We start from the raw sequence: 19,507 nt of genomic DNA on the forward strand, positions 1-19,507 counted from the left end.
TATTAAAAGTTAAGCTTTACACCAAACGTATAGGTTGTAGCGGTTGGATACTGGTCGGCGTCTCTGAATCCACTTAAGGAAATTTCAGGATCAAAACCATCTAATTCAGTGGCTACCCATAAGTTTTCTGCTTGGGCAAATACACTTGCGCTGCGTAACTTCAGCTTTTGAGTGATTGACACAGGAATGGTGTATTGTAGTTTTATATTTTTAAGCTTCAGGTAGTCACCTTTGTATACATACCTTGATGAACGGTAGCGGTTCCAGGTGCCTGATGAGTTAACACGGATAGGGTTTGTTCCACTCGTATTGTCGGGTGTCCATCGGTCCAGCTGGCTACGTTCGATGCCTCTGTAGTCGCGGTAACCATCGTTTTTAGTGGCGGTTCTTCCGGTATAATCCATCACATGGTGGCCCATGCCATAGGTAAACAGGAAGCTCAGATCAAGACCTTTCCAGCTGAATGAAGACGAAATACCTCCGGTTACTTTAGGCAATGCTGTACCAAGGATGCGGCGTTCTGCGTCATCGTAGTCTTTTACAATTATTTCATTGCCGTCTTCATCACGGCCATACCATTGCTGTTCGCCTGTTTCATGGTCGATGCCAGCCCACTCGGGCATGTACCAGCTGTAGTAGCTTTCGCCGTTGCGCTGAATTTGCGTAGAGCCAATAATATCGTTATCCAGTCCTGAGAATCTGTTTTTAAGTGTGGCTGCGTTTACATTAATATTCCAATTGAAATCAGAATTGCGAATAATATCAGCATTCACATCCACCTCGATTCCCTGGTTAGTTAAACTGGCGTTAGAATTGATTAGCATAGATGAGAAACCAGCTGTTCCTGAAATAGGCAGGTCTTGCAACAGGTTCTTGGTTTCGCGGTTGTAATATTCCAGGTTGAAATTGATACGGTTAAACCAACGCGATTCAAAACCAATGTTATACACCTGGTTTTCCTCCCAAGTCAAGTCGTTGTTGGCAATGCTGGGCGGAGTAGCTCCCGGGGTTTCTTTGTAGTCATAACCAAATGAATAAACCGATTGCCAGGCATACAATTCAGAAGGAAGCGTACCGTTGGTACCGATACTGGCTTTCAGCTTCAGATTATCGAGGAACGAAACATCGCTTAAGAATGCTTCATCTGAAATGCGCCATGCCCCGGATAATGACCAGAAGCTGCCACGGCGGTTTTCTGGAGAAAAACGCGATGACTCATCAGTTCTGAATGATGCTGATGCATAATATTTACCATTGTACACATAGTTAACTTGCGACAGGATGGAAAACATGCCATATTCATGGCCTGAACCAAAAACACTCTCAGGCGTTGCCGCAGCACTTAAATAAGGTGTTTTGTTGGTCGGGAAATTAATACCCGTTGCGCCTGTATATTGGTAGCGTAAATCTTCCACTTCGGTACCAGCATAAGCTGTTATACTATGCACATCGTTAAACGTTTTGTTGAAATTAAGTAAGGTGGTGTTACTAATTTTCCTGCTACGGGCATCGCGCTCATAAAGCGAACCGTTGTCCGACTTACCATCTCCGAAATCTTTGTTATACCAATTACGACGACGGGCATGCGTGTAATCAAGGTTCGTCCGGCTGTTAACATTTAACCAATCTGTAAAATTCAGCTGAATCCAGCCTGAAGTAATGATCTTTGTTTGAGGGCGCAGGTAATAGTTTTCATTAGCTACTGCCACCGGGTTTTGGTTATTGTTAACCCCTTTTGGCAGGCTCAGGTTGTAAGAGCCATCTTCGAGATAAACCGGTGCAACGGGTGCAATGGCCAGTGCAGTATATTGTGGCATGGCATAACCATAGGCATTGGCACGTGGTCCGCTCTGGTCGCTGTATGACACCATACTGTTAATGCCCCAATGGAATAAGGCGCCTTTAGGTTTGGATGATAGGTTAGTTCTTAGTGAGTAACGCTCCAGTCCACTGCCAATGATAATACCTTCCTGATTGAAGTACTCCAGTGATGCATAGTAGTTAAAATGGTTATTACCGCCATTGGTTGATACATTGTATTTCTGGAATGGGGCCACACGGGTTACTTCATCATACCAGTTGGTATTGGCCAGTTTATTGTAGTCAGCACCCGGATTACCATCCTCATCAAAGAATTCATCGTAATAATCATCGTTGTTTGGACTGTATATTGCAAAGTGACTGTTAAACTGTTCTTTGGCATAGTTCTGCCATTCGTAGAAATTGCGTCCACTCACTTGGTAACCTTCCTTATCAGCATACAGATTCTTTATCTCACTAAAGAAATCATCGTAACCGGTTTTGCGTCTTACCTGATAGTGCATTTCGCCTTCCAGCCATAATTCCATGTACTCATCTTTATTTACCAAATCTGGTTTGCTGGCATTAAATAGTTGCGATACACCCATTTGTACATCTACACTGTATTGTGGTTTGTCGGTATTTCGGCCCTGCTTGGTGGTGATAACAATCACACCGTTGGCTCCCCTTGAACCATATAATGATGCTGATGCCGCATCTTTTAAGATGGTCATCGATTTAATGTCGGACGGGTTAATGGAGTTAAGGGGGTTGGTTGCATAGTCAGAGCTTCCGGACATGTTTGATACATCCATAATAACGCCATCAATCACATACAACGGTGCATTGGAGGCATTCATTGAACTGATACCTCTTAAACGAACGGTATTCATAGCACCGGGCTGACCAGTTCCTGTAACAATAGTACCGGGCGAGTTACCTCTTAATACATCCTGGAATGAGGCCACCGGGCGTTCCTCAATTTTTTTGGCGCTTACAACAGCTGCCGAGCCGGTATAAGCTTCTTTGGTAATGGTGCCGTAACCTGTTACAACTACTTCTTCTAGTCCTATCTGTTCTTCTAGTAGTGTTATGTTGACTTGCGCACGACCGGCTATTTGTACTTCCTGATCTTCAAAACCTATGAAGGAGAACATCAGCGAGGCATCAGCATTATCAACGGTGATGGTGTAGCTGCCGTCAATACCTGTTATCACCCCGTTTTGCGGATTCGATTTGTCATAAACATTGACACCAGGTAAAGGTTCGCCATTGGCATCTACTACCTGACCTGTAACAGTCATTCGCTGTTGCACTACAGTTGTTTTGGCTGTATTGGTTACTTTGGTAATAACTACGTTGTTTTCAATGATGGTAAAGGTGTAATCAGCCTCGTTAAGTACTTGAGTCAATACCTCATGAATATCCTGGTTAGTAGCATTTACCGAATAGGTTTTGTTCTGATCAATTTGATCGTCTTTATACAAAAATCCCAAGTCGGTATTGGCTTCAATTTCTTTGAATATCTCGAGAAGCGTGGCGTTTTTTAAGCGTAATGTCAGCTTTTTGTTTTGACTTAATCCAGTTGCTGATACCGATAAGCCAAATGCGACCATCAGAACGAACATGATTTTCATGATGCGTAGAATTTTTCCAATGCCAAGGTGATCCCACCTGGGCTCTGTTTGCTTTTTTTTCATAAATTTGTGATGTTATTATTAAACATTATGAAACTGTTGGAGCAGTTTCGTAAAATCTTAAGCAGTAGCCGCTTCCACCTGGCTGCTGCTTTTTTAGTGGATCATTATTTCTTTCTTGTTTTTAGATGCGTTAATACTGTATTTAATACCTGCCGGATAGGTAATGATATCCAGCACGTGCTCAATCGAGGTGCTTTTCTGTATAACTCCCGTAAAGCGTTCCTGCTTTAGCTTATCTTCTTTAAAAGTGATGGTAACACCATACCAATTTTCCAAATCCCTGGCAATATCACTTAATGTTTTATTAACAAACTCAAACTTTTCTTCGGTCCATTTGCCTGTATAAGTAGTGTCAATAGTGTTAATCGTATAAGTGCCATCATTGATGGAATAACTCAGTTTTTGACCAGGTGCTAACACCTGGCTCAGTAGATGCGCACTATCTTTTACAGCTATTTCTCCATCAATCAGGGTCGCAGTTATTTCATTATCGTTGTTATAGTTACGTACGGTAAAACGGGTGCCCAGATCTTCGATAATTAAGTTGCGGACATTCACTATAAAGCGGCGCTTATCGTCGTGGATTATATCAAATAATGCTTCTCCAGTCAGGTTTACTTCCACTGAATTATCAGCAATGCTTACTATATCAATAGAACTATTGGAGTTGAGCCAGATGATGGAACCATCAGCTAATACAAAACTGTTTATACTGCCTTGTCCGGCTTCGAAATGCATAACCTGATTAGTAATGGGCTTACTTTTATCGGAAATATGCCACAAGGCATATGAAGCAGCAAAAGCAATTATAATGGCTGCAGCATAACCTGCAATTTGCTTAATAAATTTAGAACCAATACTTGGTTTCTGATACCTGTTTTTGAATTGTGAATAACGTTGTTCAAGCTGCTCATCAGAGAGTTGCGGCTGGCTACCAGAAAGGGACCATGTTCTTTTCAGGTCTTTATAAGTTGCCAACAGTTCAGGCGATTGTACGATTTCGTCCCAAACCTGCTTTTCTTTGTCGGTCGGCAGTTGTTTGGTTATTAGCTGCCAAATGGTGTTTTTATCCATTGTGTTTCTCTTCTTCGTTAACTAAGACAGGTAGCGGATTAAATACCCTACATTCAATTACAAATTTAACTGATGATTTCTTCAAATGAGCATCTATATGACTGTAGTCGTTTGTTGTTCAAGTATACACTGTTACTTTAATTAGCAAATTCTACTGTATTTTAGTAAAGTTTCCATCTTATTTATGCGAATTTTTTTGCCTATAAAGTCAATAATCTGAATGTCTTTGAATTCAGCTAACATACGAACAGCAGACTCTGGTGCCGCACTAATCAGACCTGCAAAGTCTTTTCGTGAGATAGATATATTAAGAAGGCGGTCTTCGTCTAATCCAAATGTGTTTTTAAGGTATAGCAAACCAGTGGCTACCCTGCCTCTAATCTGTTTTTGAGTAAGGTTAACAATAGAATGTTGGGTTTGATCTAATTCGCCGCATGCATGCCTAATCAGCTTTAGCGAAACTTGCGAATTGGAGTACAAAATATTTAGTAAGCAGTCTTTATTAATAAGTCCAATCTTGGCTTTAGTGATGGTTTTTGTAGTAGTGCAGGCTAGTTCGTTGGTCATAATTGAGCGGAAACCTAAAATTTCGCCTGCTTTGGCATAGCGGATAATTACATTTCTTCCCCTGGGACCCATTTTTGATTGTTGTATAATGCCATCTAATAACAATGTTAAACTGCTTATGTGGCAATATTCTTCATATAAAGTTGTATTTACATTTACTTCTCTGCAAATAATATTCTCGGTCAGGTAATCTAATTCTTCCGTTGTTAATGAATTAAAGATATTAAATGACTGAAGCGCAGTTGCTGATAAATCCATGTGTTTCATAGCATTTACAATTCATTGAATAACAAGTTAAGGAATGACTTCATCTGAATATAAAGACAGGTAAACGAGATAACACCCTACATTAAGGCATTAGATATTAATTGACTAGAGTAAACCCAGTAGAATACACAAGGGAAGATAGTCTTTCAGATGGATACGCAGATGTTTAAGTGCACGGGTTATATTTGCTTCCACGGCCTTGATTGAGATATGCAGGCTATCGGCTATTTCTTTATTTTTTAGGTTTTTGAACCGGCTCAGTTCAAATACGCGCCGGCACTGTTCAGGCATTTGTTCAAGTGCTTGGTATAGCAGCCGTTCAATTTCATCGAATGTGACTTCAGAAATTTCCATGTGCCCCAGTATATCTATATCTATTTTATACTGATGTAGCTGGTGGTTGTTGTAGTTTAATTTATGAGATTCTTTTTCCAGGTGATTCAGGCACTTATTTTTAAGGGTGGTGTATAGCCATGCTTTAATAGAACCGGGGGTGTTGCCTGAAAGGTTTTCTTTGTACATCCATAAAGCCAGAAAGGTTTCCTGTACCAGGTTCTCTGCGTCGGCATTTTTGTCAATGTATTGGTTGGCAAAAAAATTGAGCGAGCTATAATATGCATTATACACTTGTTCGAAAGTTGCTTCGTGCCCCGATTTTAAGAGGCCCATATCTATATCAAGCGAATACTGCATTTCAGATACTTTCCTTTTTGGATTCTATGTAGATGGATGAAATATTTTGAAAGACGTAAAAATAAACAGCGCAATTGAAAATGCAAATTATGAGATATGTCAATTTTAATAACTTCTGTTGATTTTTCTTTTTCTTTTGGTCAATTGAACCTGAAATATTAGCAGATTATCATTAATTTTAGGTGCAACACACGTACCTTAAATATTACAGTGATGAAAAATAAATCAGAACTGATCGATAGTATCATTAAGCTATTAAATGATAACCTAAGTGTTTATATTCAGCGAGGTAGTAACCGAATAGTCGCTTTCCCCGAAACTGAGGAGAAAATAGACTTTATGGATTTTGATGATCAGGATTATGAGTTACTGTATGCTGAAATAGAAGAAAATCCGGATAGCTACTTTAAAATAGAACCTCTTACATCCCGCGAATTATTTAACCTGATGATGGATTTTGCGACTGAGCAGGAAAGGGTTGACAGTGTTAGGTTGGTGAAGGCCTTGCGTACCCGCACGCCTATTGAGCAGTTTCAGGTTGAAATACGGAAAATAGGAAGTGACATGGAAGCCGCATGGCAAACCTATTACAATGATCAGTTGCGGACCATCTTACGAGGAAGGTTTTGCAAAGCTCGCATACATATGATATCCGAAAATTGCAATTAGACTTATATTAGCTTTCGAAATAAAATAATACGAAAGAAATCAATTTTAAATAATAAGAATACGACAGCTTTCTGTTTAAAGTGTATATTTGCCACATCAATAAACTAAAACAAAACTATTGAATATGGCAAGTACTAATACTCATAACCAGAAAAGCTTTCTGGTGCCTATAACGATTATTGGGCTAATGTTCTTTGCAATCGGGTTTGCATTGGGCATTAACAGTTATTTAATTCCTTTATTAAACTCGGCTCTTGAGATCAGCTCCACAGAATCTTACCTGGTTCTGGCTGCCACTTTCTCGGCCTTCCTATTGTTTGGCTATCCGGCCTCTTTGGTAATTGGTAAGATTGGGTATAAAAATACCATGGCATTATCTTTCTTAATGTTTGCAGTGGGTTTCTATCTGTTTATTCCATCTGCTAACAACGAGAGCTTAGCCTTATTCCTTGTGGCTTCTTTTATCAGTGGTATGGGAAATACTTTTCTACAAGCTTCCGTAAATCCTTATATTACTATACTTGGCCCCATCGAGAGTGCTGCTAAACGAATGAGTATAATGGGTATAGCCAATAAGCTGGCTTGGCCAATCGCTCCTTTGTTTTTGGCGCTTGTCATTGGAAAAGAAGTAGATATGGTGCAATTGACGGATATCAACCTGCCTTTTATGATCATCATTGGTGTATTCTTGCTTTTAGGCCTATTAGCACTATTAGCTCCACTGCCGGAGGTAAAGGCAGCTGGCGAAGATGATGAAAATGGTGAAGATTGTCCGTATGCAGCCAGCAAAACTTCTGTTTGGCAGTTTCCACACCTTCTATTGGGCGTTCTGGCTCTGTTTTTATATGTTGGGGTAGAAACCATATCACTGGGTACACTGGTCGATTACGCTACTACACTTGGCCTGGCAAATGCCGAATATTATGCCTGGATTGCACCAATTGGAATGGTCATTGGATATATTTGTGGAGCTCTGTTAATTCCAAAGTATATTAGTCAGGATAAGGCTTTGCGCATTTGTGCCTACCTGGCCTTGTTTGGGTCTGTGATGACCGTAGTGGTGCCCGAACAATATTCCATTTATTTTATTGCTTTTATGGCATTAGGATGCTCGTTAATGTGGCCGGCATTATGGCCCCTGGCGATGACTGAGTTGGGTAAATTTACCAAGGCGGGATCTTCATTGATGGTTATTGCCATTGTTGGTGGAGCTTTGATACCAACAGCTTTTGCCTCATTGAAAGATGTATTTGGCGCTCAAAATGCTTATATGATTTGCATTCCTTGCTTTTTGTTCATTTTGTACTATGGCATAAAAGGACATAAAATCAGAACATAGATTAATACAAGCTAATGTATATGGAAGGGTGTTCGTAAGAGCACCCTTTTCTGTTACCGATAACTGTTCATTAGTTGAATGGCCTGACTTCTGTAGGATGTTCCAAACAAATTCAGATGGTTGAGTACATGATACAGGAGGTAGATATTTTCACGGTACTGATAGCCTTCTTTTAGTGGATAAGTATTGAAATAGCTGCTATAGAACTCAGCACTAAAACCTCCGAAGAGCTTTGTCATGGCCAGGTCCGCTTCCCGGTGTCCGTAATAGACGGCCGGATCAATTAATACTGGTTCACCATTGGGGTCAACCATGTAATTGCCTCCCCATAAATCACCGTGTAAAAGACAAGGCTTTTCCTCGCTGCCATCAAGTATTGCAGGCAGCCTTTTTTCGATGATATGGAACCCATCTCTCATATGTTCATCTGCATAGCCCTTTTGTTCGGCCAATTGATATTGATAGAGCAAGCGGTGATTAAAATAAAACTCCATCCAGCTTGTAGATACCGTGTTTATTTGAGGCGTTGAACCAATGTAGTTATCTTCAAAAAAACCAAATTGAACATTGGTGTATTGGTGGAGGTGGGCAAATGCCGCACCAAATGCAGTAAAGAAGCTATTTTCTTTATTACCTGGTTCTATGGCTTCAAGTAAAAGAAAGTTATTAGTAACCATAATAACCTCCGGTACAACAAAAGCCTTCGCTTTGCGGAGCTCAATCAGGCCATTGGCTTCTTTTTGAAATAGGTCGCCTTCAAAGCCTTGTTTTAAAAAGTACTTGCGACCGTCATTGGTTGTAATGATCGAGGTTTGGGCAATGCAACCACCACCAGTAGTTTCTTGACTGGTGATGCTGCACTGCAATTGATCTTCTATTTGCTGAATAATTGAATTATTCATGGCTTTGAATATGTTCCAATAAACCTTCGCAAGCATCTTCAAGCAAGTCAAGCACCAGCTCAAAACCAGCTGCTCCGCCGTAATACGGATCAGGTACAGAATCGTGTTGATGTCGTGTGCAGTAATCGGTCATTTTACTAATCTTCTTTGCCAGTTGCTCGTTGGGCGCTAACTGGTACAGATCATCAATATTTTGGTTGTCCATACCAATTATATAGTCAAAGTGCTCGAAATCAGCAGGACTCTTAACCTGCCGGCTAATGCTTGTCAGATGAATATCTCTGTTGAGTGCATGCCTTTGCATCCGTTGATCAGCGGGCTCGCCAGCATGGTATCCAGTGATGCCAGCCGAATCAATCTCGAAAAGTTCTTCTATTCCTTTGGCTTTAATCAAGCTGTTCATTACCGCCTCAGCACTCGGGCTCCTGCATATGTTACCCAGACAAACAAAGAGTATCTTGGTCCTATCCATTAGAAAGTTAATTTGAATTAAAAAAGTGAATTTGCAACAAACAATATAAACAAACCAATAAACTTGTTGTTTTTCTTAGTGAAAAGTGATTTTTTTACGCTTCCTTTTGAATTAATAGGAAACGACTATTAAAATAGAATTGCCTGGACAATTAATATAAAGTAATGAACTTTCAATATGAGAAATTTTAGAACAGCCTTCGTAGCCCTATTGGTATTGGCTTGTTTCACAGCTAATGCTCAGGAAGATTATAAAGATCTTCATGCTAAATATGAGTATACCATTGAGAATACTCATGAAGTTTTAACCATTAACTACGATGATATTCGCTTTAAAAAGCGTCCTAAAAATATTATTCTTTTTATTGGCGATGGCATGGGTGTATCTCAGGTTTTTGCCGGAATTACAGCTAACAACGGTTTAAATATGGAATTGATGCCATATATTGGATTCAGTAAAACACAAAGTGCAGATAACTATGTAACTGATTCAGCTGCCGGGGGAACAGCCTTATCGACTGGTACAAGAACCTATAATGGCGCCATTGGAGTGGATGTTAATGGTGAAAATCTCACTACAATTCTGGAGTATTCAGAAAGGAATGGTAAAGCAACCGGGTTAGTTTCTACATCGGCAATAACACACGCTACCCCTGCTTCTTTTATAGCACATCAGCCAAAAAGAAGCATGTATGAGGAGATTGCGGCAGACTTTCTTAATACGGATATTGACGTGTTTATTGGTGGCGGTGGTGATTTCTTTACCAAGCGCACCGACGGAAGAAACTTAGTGCTTGAACTCAACCAAAAAGGCTATAGGGTAGGTTACAATGTTGAAGAGGTGGACAACTTCACAAGTGGTAAACTGGCTGTATTAACTGCCGTTGGTCATAATGCGGGGTATCGCGACAGAGGCGAAATGCTTACAAAATCAACAGCTAAGGCTATTGAAGTTCTTGATAATGCTGATAGCAAAGGCTTTTTTCTGATGGTGGAAGGTAGCCAGATTGACTGGGGAGGTCACCAAAATGATGCTTCATATGTGACCGGAGAAGTGCTGGATATGGATAAGGCACTGGCTGAAGCGCTTAAGTTTGCAATGGAAGATCGTCGAACTTTAGTGATTGTAACCGCTGACCATGAAACAGGTGGAATGTCGGTATTAAATGGTGATCCTAACAAGGGACATGTTAAAACAGGTTTTACTACCGGTGATCATAGTCCTGTGATGGTACCAGTTTTTGCTTTTGGTGCCGGGGCTGAGCAGTTTTCAGGAGTTTATAATAACACGGAGATTTTTGAGAAAATGTATAAGCTCTTTAAGTTTAAAGAAGCCGATAAAGACTAGTTCTTACTAGCTAATAAAATAGAAAGGTGCCCAATTAGGCACCTTTTTTTATATGTTCATCTTAATTGTTAAAAAATGTTGCCTCTTAGAATAAATTTCTATTTTTACACAGGCAATAAAGTTTAAAAGTGAATCAAACCATAGGACCTCAGATCAATAGCGGCAATATTGAGAGGCATAAGGACGTATATGAGTATTTGTTTAATACCTATTACTCGTGCCTGTGCGCATATGCCTTGCGCTATGTTGAACGAAAAGAGTATGCTGAAGACGTTGTGTCGGATACGTTTTATAAGATGTGGCAGAAAGGTGATATTTCTATAAAAACGTCACTGCAGGGTTACCTTTTTCAGGCAGTTTATAACAACTGCATGTATTTCATTCGCCAGCAAAATAGCGAACAGCAGAAACATCTGGAAATTCAAAAGGAATTTGAGAATACTGCTTCAGGTAAGTTATTAGGTGAATTTACAGACGAGGATAGTTTGATACTAAAAGAGATTGAGGAGGCCATTGAAAAGGCTATCAATGACTTGCCTCAGCAGGCTAGAACTGTTTTTATTCTCAAGCGTCACCAGGGATTGAAAAACAAGGAAATTGCCAAACAGCTGGATATTTCGGTTAAAACAGTGGAGATGCATATGACCCGGGCACTTGCTTTCCTGCGTGATGAGTTGAAGGGGTATTGTCCTGTTATTGTGGCTTTTTATCTTTCAGTTATTCAGTAGTTTATTGTTTTATTTCAAAAAATTAAAAAAAACATACAGGGTTTTTGTGTGCTGGTGCATTATATAGTAAAAGGCACACTCAATGGACCATCATTATAAAGAATCATTAGCCATAAAGTACTTATCTGGTGAGGCAAGCATCACTGAGCTTGAAGAGCTTAAAGCATTGCTGAAGAGTGATGCTGCTTTTAAAAAGCAGTTTGTGGAGTTGCGCGATATATGGAATGTGGCTCATCCAAATGAATATAATAGTCATAAGGCCTTTTTAAGATTTAAGGACCGCATTAAGCAGTCCGAAATCAGGGAGAAAAAGTCAACATCATTCCAATGGCTGAAATATGCCGCAGTTGCTGCTCTTATAGCTATTTCATTATTAGTGGGTAAAATGTTTTTGCCAAGCCCTCAAGAGGAGCTAAAATACTACACCTTTCAAACTATAGCCGGAGAGCGTCAAAAAGTTCAATTGCCAGATGGTACTATCGTCTGGTTAAGTGGTCAGACGGAGCTTACCTATACTTCTGCATTTAACGACATGAACAGAATCGTCAATTTAAATGGTGAGGCGTTTTTTGATGTGAAGCATAACGCTCATAAACCTTTTGAAGTGTATTCGGGCAATCATGTGGTAAAGGTATTGGGAACGCGTTTTAAGTTGGAAGCGCGTGCCGATGCGTCCATAGTAACAACAGTGCTGGAAGAAGGTAAAGTACAAATAACCATACCCGAGCGACAGCTAAGATGCGTTCTATTGCCAGGGCAAAAATCGGTTTATGACAAAAGGCTTAAAGAATTGCGAAAAAGGATTGAGCCGGATATGGAGAAATATACGGCCATTACCCGGGGGCAGTTGGTATTTAAAGATGAACCGTTGCACGTACTGTCAGAACGTCTCGAAGATTGGTTCGGTGTTACCATAACAGTTGATTCTGCTATTCAAGACTTGCGATTCACCGGCACATTCGAAAATGAAAGTATTGAGGATGTTCTGAATATTCTTTCAATGTCCAATGGGATAAAGTTTACACGAACTAATGAAGCTATTAATATAACCCTTAATTAGATAAGGCCTATGTAATAAAAACTAAAAACCGGAAAGTGCTGCCACACCATCCGGTCTTATTAAAAGTTAAATCCTGTTTAAGTTTAACCTAAACATTACAAATCTATGAAATTAAAATTGGATCGTCATGCCATTTTCGAAAAGAGTGGGGTGATAAAACTGTACCGAATTATGAGACTTACATGCCTACTGCTTGTCATTGGTTTACTGCAAGTTTCGGCTAATGGTTTTTCACAAAAGAAAACCATTACCATTTCTTCAGCAAAAATTGAATTAGCTCAGCTTTTCAAAGAGGTTGAAAACAAGACTGAGTATAAATTCTTTTTTAATAATGATGATGTAGATGCCAGCCTGACCACCAAAGTCAATGCTGCAGATGCCGATGTTTATCATGTGCTCGATGAGGCCTTTAAAGACTTGCCATACGCCTATAAAGTGTTGGATAATAATCTGATATTTGTACATAGTCTTAATAGAAATCAAGAATCTTTACAGCAGACAATACGTGTGACAGGTAAAGTGACTGACGAATTAGGAGAGCCTTTGCCAGGTGTAAATGTGTTTGAAAAAACCTCACCCACAAATGGTGTGATCACTGGTTTTGATGGCACTTATAGTATTGAATTATCTAATCCTGATGCTGTAATCGTCTTCTCTTACATTGGCTTCGAAAAGCAGGAAGTGAATGCAGCAGGGCGAACTAGCCTGAATGTGACGCTGGTGACTGAAAGTGAGCAGCTGGATGATGTAGTTGTCGTTGGTTACGGCGTACAACGCCGCGAAGCTCTAACAAGTTCTGTTTCCACAGTTAAGGGCGATGAGCTTCAGCGTGTTTCTACCTCGAGCTTCGATAAAGCGCTTCAAGGTAACACAGCTGGTGTAGTGGTGAGCAGTGCTGTTGGTAACCCGGGTAGTTATGCCGAAGTTGTAATCAGGGGAAGTGGTAGTATTAATGCTTCAAATTCACCTTTGTACATTGTTGACGGAGTGCCTGTATTGACTGGGCGTGTTGGCGACTGGGCTGATGATAGCCGCTCTAACTTTTTGAGCTCGTTGAACAGTAACGATATCGAAAATGTGACGATTATGAAAGATGCTGCCGCTACAGCTATCTATGGTTCCCGTGCAAGTAATGGAGTTATCATCATTACCACAAAAAGTGGTAAAAGTGGTAAAACAAAAGTGAATGTTAATGTCGAGAAAGGTGTATCAACATTGACTAACGCCAAAAATAAGAATGCCAACAGCGAGGATTTGGTTCAGTATTTTCAGGATGCTGCCAGAAATGCCGGAGAGCGCTTTGACCCGGATGGCAATTACGCCGATTGGTATGATCCAATGGTAGAGGAGGGACTCTATTTCCCCAATTCACTGGCCGATACCAATTTTGATTGGTGGGATGCCTATACACAAGCAGGTTCGTATGATAACTACAATGTGAGCTTAAGCGGTGGAAATGAGAAAACAGACTTCTTTGTAAGTGCTGGTTACCTGAATCAGGAAGGTACTGTGGTGGGCACTAATTTCGACCGTTTTAGTGGGCGCATTAACCTAAATCATCAGTTAAATAAATTCCTCAAGTTTGGGAATAATATTCAGGTGAGCCGAAGTAAACAAAACTTTGTAATGGATGGCTGGGCCTGGGCCAACCCGGTGGCAGCGTCATTCTGGACTTTACCATTTTATTCGTCGCACAACGAAGATGGCGAGTATAATCACGATCTTGGCGGTTCTAACGGTAATTACAATACCCTGCATATTATTGATGTTAATTCAATGCAGAACCGCACCGTAAGTATTGTTAACTCAACCTATGTAGAACTTGACATTACTGATAATATTAAGGCTAAAAGTGTATTTGGTCTGGATTGGAAAGATGTTGATGATGACCAATATTTTGATCCATCCGCCGCCAATGCTATCGATTGGGGAGGTGGTTACTATGCTGTTAATAATAAGTATTATAAGTGGAATATTAGTAATACCCTCACCTATAGCAAGGTGTTTAATGGTGCACATAGCCTGAATGTGATGCTTGGGCAGGAAGCTCGCGAATATAACAACTGGTGGGTATATGCCGGCGGAACTAAAATAGATCCGGATATCCCAAATCTTGACGGCACTTCTGATGAGCAGGAAGTTGGAGGCTCACGCATTGAGAATTCAGGTATCTCTTATTTCTCAAATGCATCCTATAGCTTCGACAGTAAGTACTACTTAAGTGCCAGTATTCGCCGTGATGCCAGCAGTAAGTTTGGTGCCGATAATAAATGGGCTACCTTCTCCTCGTTCTCTTTAGGTTACACCTTATCCAATGAAGATTTCTTTAATGTTTCATGGATTAATAACCTGAAATTAAGAGCATCATATGGTGAAACAGGTAATAGTGGTATTAGCAGTTATGCCAGTAAAGGTTTATATCAGGCCGATAAATATAACTCGGGCTTAGCACTTTACCCAAAACAAATAGAAAACACCAATTTGCGATGGGAGAGTGCCAAAACCACCAACATAGGTGTTGACCTGGGTTTGTTTAATAGAATTTCAGGTACTATTGAATACTACTGGAGAAATACCAACGATCTGTTGTTGAATGAAGAAATATCGCAAACATCAGGTCAGTCATCTATCCTGGTCAATAGCGGTGAAATTTTGAATAAAGGTTTAGAGGTCGCGCTTAGTTCAGTTAATTTCAATGGCAATTTTAAATGGACAACTGACCTTAATTTCACATTGCCATCCAGTGAGATTATCAGCCTTGGCGAAGGAATGGAAGAAATGAATAATGGTTCGTTTCAGAAGCGACGCGTGGGAGGTAAGTACACCGAATGGAACCTGTTTCAGTATGCCGGGGTGAATCCAGATAACGGAATGGCCTGGTGGTACGATGAAAACGGTGACAAGACCGAGAACTACGGGGAGGCAGCGCGCGATTATTGCGGAAGCCCTGAGCCAGATATTTATGGTAGTTTGACCAATACATTAAGCTTTAAAGGCATTGAATTGAGCTTTATGTTTTATGGCGTAACGGGTAATGAGGTGATGTTCTCAGAAAGGGTTTACCGCGAGCACGATGGTTCGGATGTGGGGACACGCAGCTCAGGACCTGTGACGGCTTATGTGGCCAATAACTACTGGAAAACACCAGGACAGGTGACCGATGTACCAAAACCAATCGCATACAACGATACGCAAAGTAATGAGTGGGTAAGCTCAAGGTGGCTGGAAGATGGCTCATATCTGAGACTGAAAACGTTACGATTAGGGTATGCTATCCCTAAAAACTGGATACAGAAAGCGCATATCCAGAATGCCAATATCTACTTTCAGGCCACCAACCTGATGACATGGTCCAATGTAAGCGGTCTCGATCCGGAAGTGGGTATCAATGGCTACTCGTATAACGCAGTGCCAAACCCGCGTACATTTATTTTTGGAGTTAACTTAGATTTTTAATCTAACATAAAAATACAATGAAAAAACTACTATATATTATTTCATTCATCTTTTTACTTGGATGTTCAGAGGACTTTATTGATAGAAATCCATTTGGGGATATCGATAAAGATCAGGCCTTGTCAACCTTTTCTAAATTGGAAAGCAGCACCAATGGCCTGTATGTTTACTTAATGCGTACCGACCTGTATGGCGGATTTATTCCTATTTCGGGTTCGTGCAAAGCCGATGATTTGATTCGTAACACAGCCGCCGAAACAGATCGATATTCTGATGAGTTGAATATGATTTTCTTTCCAACTTCAACGGCATCGGGTTTGTGGAGCAATGCGTATATGGCTATTACTTCGGCCAATAATGTGATTGATGCGATTGATGCCGATAACTTTGATAAAGAAAATGCACCACAATCATCCATCGATAATTTAAAAGGTGAGGCTCTGGTCATCAGGGCATTGATGCACTTTAACCTGGTCAATTTTTTTAGCCAGCATTATACATTTAATGATGCCAGCCTTGAGGAAGGTGCCAACGGCAACGGTGGCCATGTGGGTGTACCTTACAAATTCAATAGTGCCGTTGAAGAACCAGCCCGTAATACAGTAAAAGAAGTATATGACTATATCATTGCCGATTTGCAGGCGGCCATCTCTTTACTGGAAAACACTAAAGGATGCGTATATATTTCGCAGACTACCGCTAAAGCTCTGCTGGCGCGTGTAGCACTCTACAAAGAAGATTGGGCTTTGGCAGCTAAAATGGCTGATGAGGTTATTAAGTCAAACAGGTATCAATTATTAGATGTTGATAACTACACCGAATACTGGTCGCTGAAACGAGTTGATGGTTTCGAAAGTGTATTTGAAATTAACATGGATCCTAGTGACAGTAACTTTCCTGGAAGAAGCGAGTCGATAGGAGGTATTTATCTTAGTTATCAGGATCTTGGTGTACCGGTTAGTCTCTTGTCGATGTATGAAGATGACGATGTGCGCCGAAGCGTGATTCAGGATAACGGAGCTGATGGATATAGCATATACAAATATCCGGGAGAAGGCAATAATACCAATGTGAATAATACCAAGGTAATCCGTTATTCGGAGATGTACCTGATTAGAGCTGAAGCTAACCTGAGAGCGTCTACTTCAGTTGGTGATACGCCGCTAAATGATCTGAATGTTATCAGAAGTAAACGTGGTGCTTCTACACTGATATCAGTTGATGCAGAAGTGATTTTGAAAGAGCGACAACTTGAATTTGCATTTGAAGGATTGAGGTTATTTGATTTGGCCAGGTATCAAAAGGATATTGTTCGTTCCGAAATACCACAGAAACCATTGGTGTCGTATCCAGATAAATCATTCGCTTACCCCATTAGTGAATACGAGATGCGCAACAATACCAACATGAAGCAGACCGGAGGGTATTAATTCACGAAGCATCTCAACCCATAAAAATTGAATGAACATATATGAGGGCGGTAATGATACTGCCCTCAAATATCTACAATAATGAGAAAGATACTTTTGTTAGCTTTATTTTTTAGTGCGCTGGCTGGCTATGCGCAGGATGTTAAACCAGAACATGTTTGCAGTACAACCGATGTGCACGTTTTACCAGTTCATGCCTTAAGTATGTTGAAAGCAACTGGCCGGGAATATCATATACCGGTTGTGTTTCATGTTTTTGATCCTTATAATCCACAGAGTAAGTTAAGCCTTGATAAAGCACAAAAGGTTATCAAACTGCTTAATGAGAATTTCGCTGCAAAAAATCCATTGATAAGCCAGGTGCAGGATGTTTTCAAGCCGCTTATTCAGGATAGTAAAATTGTATTTCACCTGGCGCAGAAAGATCCTTATGGCAATGCAACCAATGGCATCACCTATCACACAAGGGATATAAAAGGTGATAATCCCGGATGCAATGCCACCTTAAAAAGACAGGCCAACTGGAATATGGGAGGGGATTATTCGGGTATACAACGTTATCTGCAGATTTGGGTAACCTACAATGTTAATAGTTCCAATAATGGAACAGGCTGGTCATATTTGCCTGATACAGACGGAGGCGGTAAGATGGCCGGCATTGTTTATAACCATAAGTACCTGTATGGAACATCTAGCGACAATGTATTAGCTCATGAGGTGGGACACTACCTGGGGCTCTCGCATACCTTCGGCAGTAGTTACGATTATTGTGGTGACGACGGTATAGACGATACACCTGAAACACGCTGTTACACCTGGGAATGCCGAAAAGGAAATTTGTGTAATGACGGGTTGGTCAATACCGAAAACTTCATGGATTATTCGGGCTGTACGTCCATGTTCACCAAAGGACAGATTCAGTATATGCATTACTGGCTCGAGCATGAATACCGCTCAAATTTGTGGTCTGAAGACAATCAAAAGTTTACCGGTATTTATGAAGAGGTGACTGTTGGTATCAATGATGAACTTAACACCCGTATTAGGGTTTATCCCAACCCTTCAAAAGGAGTTATAAATATTACCGGCCTGCCTGGATTTAAAGCTGAACTTTACGATGTGCTCGGTAAGCGCGTAGCACATTCTCATAATCAGCCCGTTTATTTTCATGTGCCGGGAATGTACTTTCTGAAAATTATTGTCGGCGAAAAGTCTGTAACAAAAAAAGTAATGATTCAATAGGTATCTGTATTGAAATATTAGTGTGTGATTTGGATTTATACTGAGATGAGAGCCTGCAAAGGTGGGTTCTCATCTCAAAAATCTATGACAACAAAAAAGACATTTACAATAATCCCAAAATCATCTGTCTGAAGATAGTTAAGCCTCGCAAACGTGCGCCGGCACTATCAACATTAATCATAGAGACTAAAGGTTTAGAATATTCTGAGATGATTAATGGAAGGTGGCTTTCGGGCCACCTTTTTTATTTTTACATTCGCAGCTAAACTTTTTGATTATGGCTAATACCTACGATTACGAGCTGGAGTTTAAAGTGCGTGATTACGAATGTGATCTGCAGGGGATTGTTAATAACTCGGTCTACCAGAATTATCTGGAACATACGCGTCACGAGTTCCTCGACTCGCTGGGAGTTAACTTTAAAGACCTGTATGATAGAAATATTGTAGCAGTAGTCGCACGTATCGACTTGTCTTATAAAACACCCTTGAAAAGCAATGATCGTTTTGTGGTGCGCACAAGAGTGGAACATAAGGGGATCAAATACATGTTTTACCAGGATATCTATCGCCTGCCAGATGAAAAGTTGTGTTTGAAGGGCATCGTCACCACTACCACATTAATTGAAGGCAAACTGGCTGTTTGTAACGAGTTGGCTGAGGCTTTGACGAAGGGCGGACAGTAAGAAGAAATTAGTTGAGGATGCTACTTTGCTGTCAGCAATAATGTAGCATCCATTAAGACTTCTGCCTTCTGACTAA

At 40.5% G+C, this 19,507-nt stretch carries 15 protein-coding genes; 9 read left to right on the forward strand and 6 right to left on the reverse strand.

The features are described from left to right. Positions 1–2: 2 nt before the first annotated feature. The 4 genes from KDU71_RS12275 to KDU71_RS12290 all read right to left on the reverse strand — a co-directional run bounded on the left by KDU71_RS12275 (position 3) and on the right by KDU71_RS12290 (position 6,101). Positions 3–3,500, reverse strand: a complete 3,498-nt coding sequence (locus KDU71_RS12275; protein ID WP_212191371.1) for a TonB-dependent receptor — start codon at positions 3,498–3,500, stop codon at positions 3–5. A 93-nt stretch (positions 3,501–3,593) separates the two neighbouring features. Further along, positions 3,594–4,574 (reverse strand): FecR family protein, encoded by a 981-nt coding sequence (locus KDU71_RS12280; RefSeq protein ID WP_212191372.1) that lies wholly within the window; start codon positions 4,572–4,574, stop codon positions 3,594–3,596. Between the two features lie 141 nt (positions 4,575–4,715). Next, on the reverse strand, positions 4,716–5,408 hold the full coding sequence (locus KDU71_RS12285; RefSeq protein ID WP_212191373.1) for a Crp/Fnr family transcriptional regulator: 693 nt from the start codon (positions 5,406–5,408) through the stop codon (positions 4,716–4,718). A gap of 105 nt (positions 5,409–5,513) precedes the next feature. Further along, positions 5,514–6,101, reverse strand: a complete 588-nt coding sequence (locus tag KDU71_RS12290; protein WP_212191374.1) for an RNA polymerase sigma-70 factor — start codon at positions 6,099–6,101, stop codon at positions 5,514–5,516. Between the two features lie 213 nt (positions 6,102–6,314). Between KDU71_RS12290 and KDU71_RS12295 the strand changes: the two genes are divergently transcribed. Together KDU71_RS12295 and gluP are read left to right on the forward strand one after the other, a co-directional pair. Continuing rightward, positions 6,315–6,770: a UPF0158 family protein gene (locus tag KDU71_RS12295; protein WP_212191375.1), complete on the forward strand. Its 456-nt coding sequence runs from the start codon at positions 6,315–6,317 to the stop codon at positions 6,768–6,770. Between the two features lie 124 nt (positions 6,771–6,894). Further along, entirely contained in the window at positions 6,895–8,109 is a 1,215-nt protein-coding gene (gluP, locus tag KDU71_RS12300; RefSeq protein ID WP_212191376.1) for a glucose/galactose MFS transporter, read from the forward strand. A gap of 53 nt (positions 8,110–8,162) precedes the next feature. Here gluP and KDU71_RS12305 read toward each other — a convergent pair whose 3' ends face one another. Further along, positions 8,163–9,011 carry a fructosamine kinase family protein gene (locus tag KDU71_RS12305; protein ID WP_212191377.1) on the reverse strand — a complete coding sequence of 283 codons (849 nt, stop codon included), beginning with the start codon at positions 9,009–9,011 and terminating at the stop codon, positions 8,163–8,165. Further along, positions 9,004–9,483: a low molecular weight protein-tyrosine-phosphatase gene (locus KDU71_RS12310; protein WP_212191378.1), complete on the reverse strand. Its 480-nt coding sequence runs from the start codon at positions 9,481–9,483 to the stop codon at positions 9,004–9,006. Before KDU71_RS12310 ends, KDU71_RS12305 begins: the two co-directional genes overlap by 8 nt. Before the next feature lie 177 nt (positions 9,484–9,660). On the opposite strand from KDU71_RS12310, the gene KDU71_RS12315 reads away from it, so the two are divergent. From KDU71_RS12315 to KDU71_RS12345, 7 genes are all read left to right on the forward strand, one after another. Then, positions 9,661–10,830, forward strand: coding sequence for an alkaline phosphatase (locus KDU71_RS12315; RefSeq protein WP_212191379.1), 1,170 nt, complete (start codon positions 9,661–9,663; stop codon positions 10,828–10,830). Between the two features lie 128 nt (positions 10,831–10,958). Continuing rightward, positions 10,959–11,558: an RNA polymerase sigma-70 factor gene (locus tag KDU71_RS12320; RefSeq protein ID WP_212191380.1), complete on the forward strand. Its 600-nt coding sequence runs from the start codon at positions 10,959–10,961 to the stop codon at positions 11,556–11,558. A gap of 82 nt (positions 11,559–11,640) precedes the next feature. After that, on the forward strand, positions 11,641–12,618 hold the full coding sequence (locus KDU71_RS12325) for a FecR family protein (protein WP_212191381.1): 978 nt from the start codon (positions 11,641–11,643) through the stop codon (positions 12,616–12,618). Positions 12,619–12,723: 105 nt separating this feature from the next. Then, positions 12,724–16,074, forward strand: a complete 3,351-nt coding sequence (locus tag KDU71_RS12330; protein WP_212191382.1) for a SusC/RagA family TonB-linked outer membrane protein — start codon at positions 12,724–12,726, stop codon at positions 16,072–16,074. A gap of 17 nt (positions 16,075–16,091) precedes the next feature. Next, complete coding sequence (locus tag KDU71_RS12335; protein WP_212191383.1) at positions 16,092–17,504, forward strand: RagB/SusD family nutrient uptake outer membrane protein; 1,413 nt, start codon at positions 16,092–16,094, stop codon at positions 17,502–17,504. Between the two features lie 81 nt (positions 17,505–17,585). Next, positions 17,586–18,746, forward strand: a complete 1,161-nt coding sequence (locus KDU71_RS12340; protein WP_212191384.1) for a zinc-dependent metalloprotease — start codon at positions 17,586–17,588, stop codon at positions 18,744–18,746. A gap of 277 nt (positions 18,747–19,023) precedes the next feature. Beyond that, positions 19,024–19,431: an acyl-CoA thioesterase gene (locus KDU71_RS12345; protein WP_212191385.1), complete on the forward strand. Its 408-nt coding sequence runs from the start codon at positions 19,024–19,026 to the stop codon at positions 19,429–19,431. The last annotated feature ends 76 nt before the right edge of the window (positions 19,432–19,507 follow it).

Source organism: Carboxylicivirga sediminis (assembly GCF_018156225.1).
GTDB classification, from domain to species: domain Bacteria; phylum Bacteroidota; class Bacteroidia; order Bacteroidales; family Marinilabiliaceae; genus Carboxylicivirga; species Carboxylicivirga sediminis.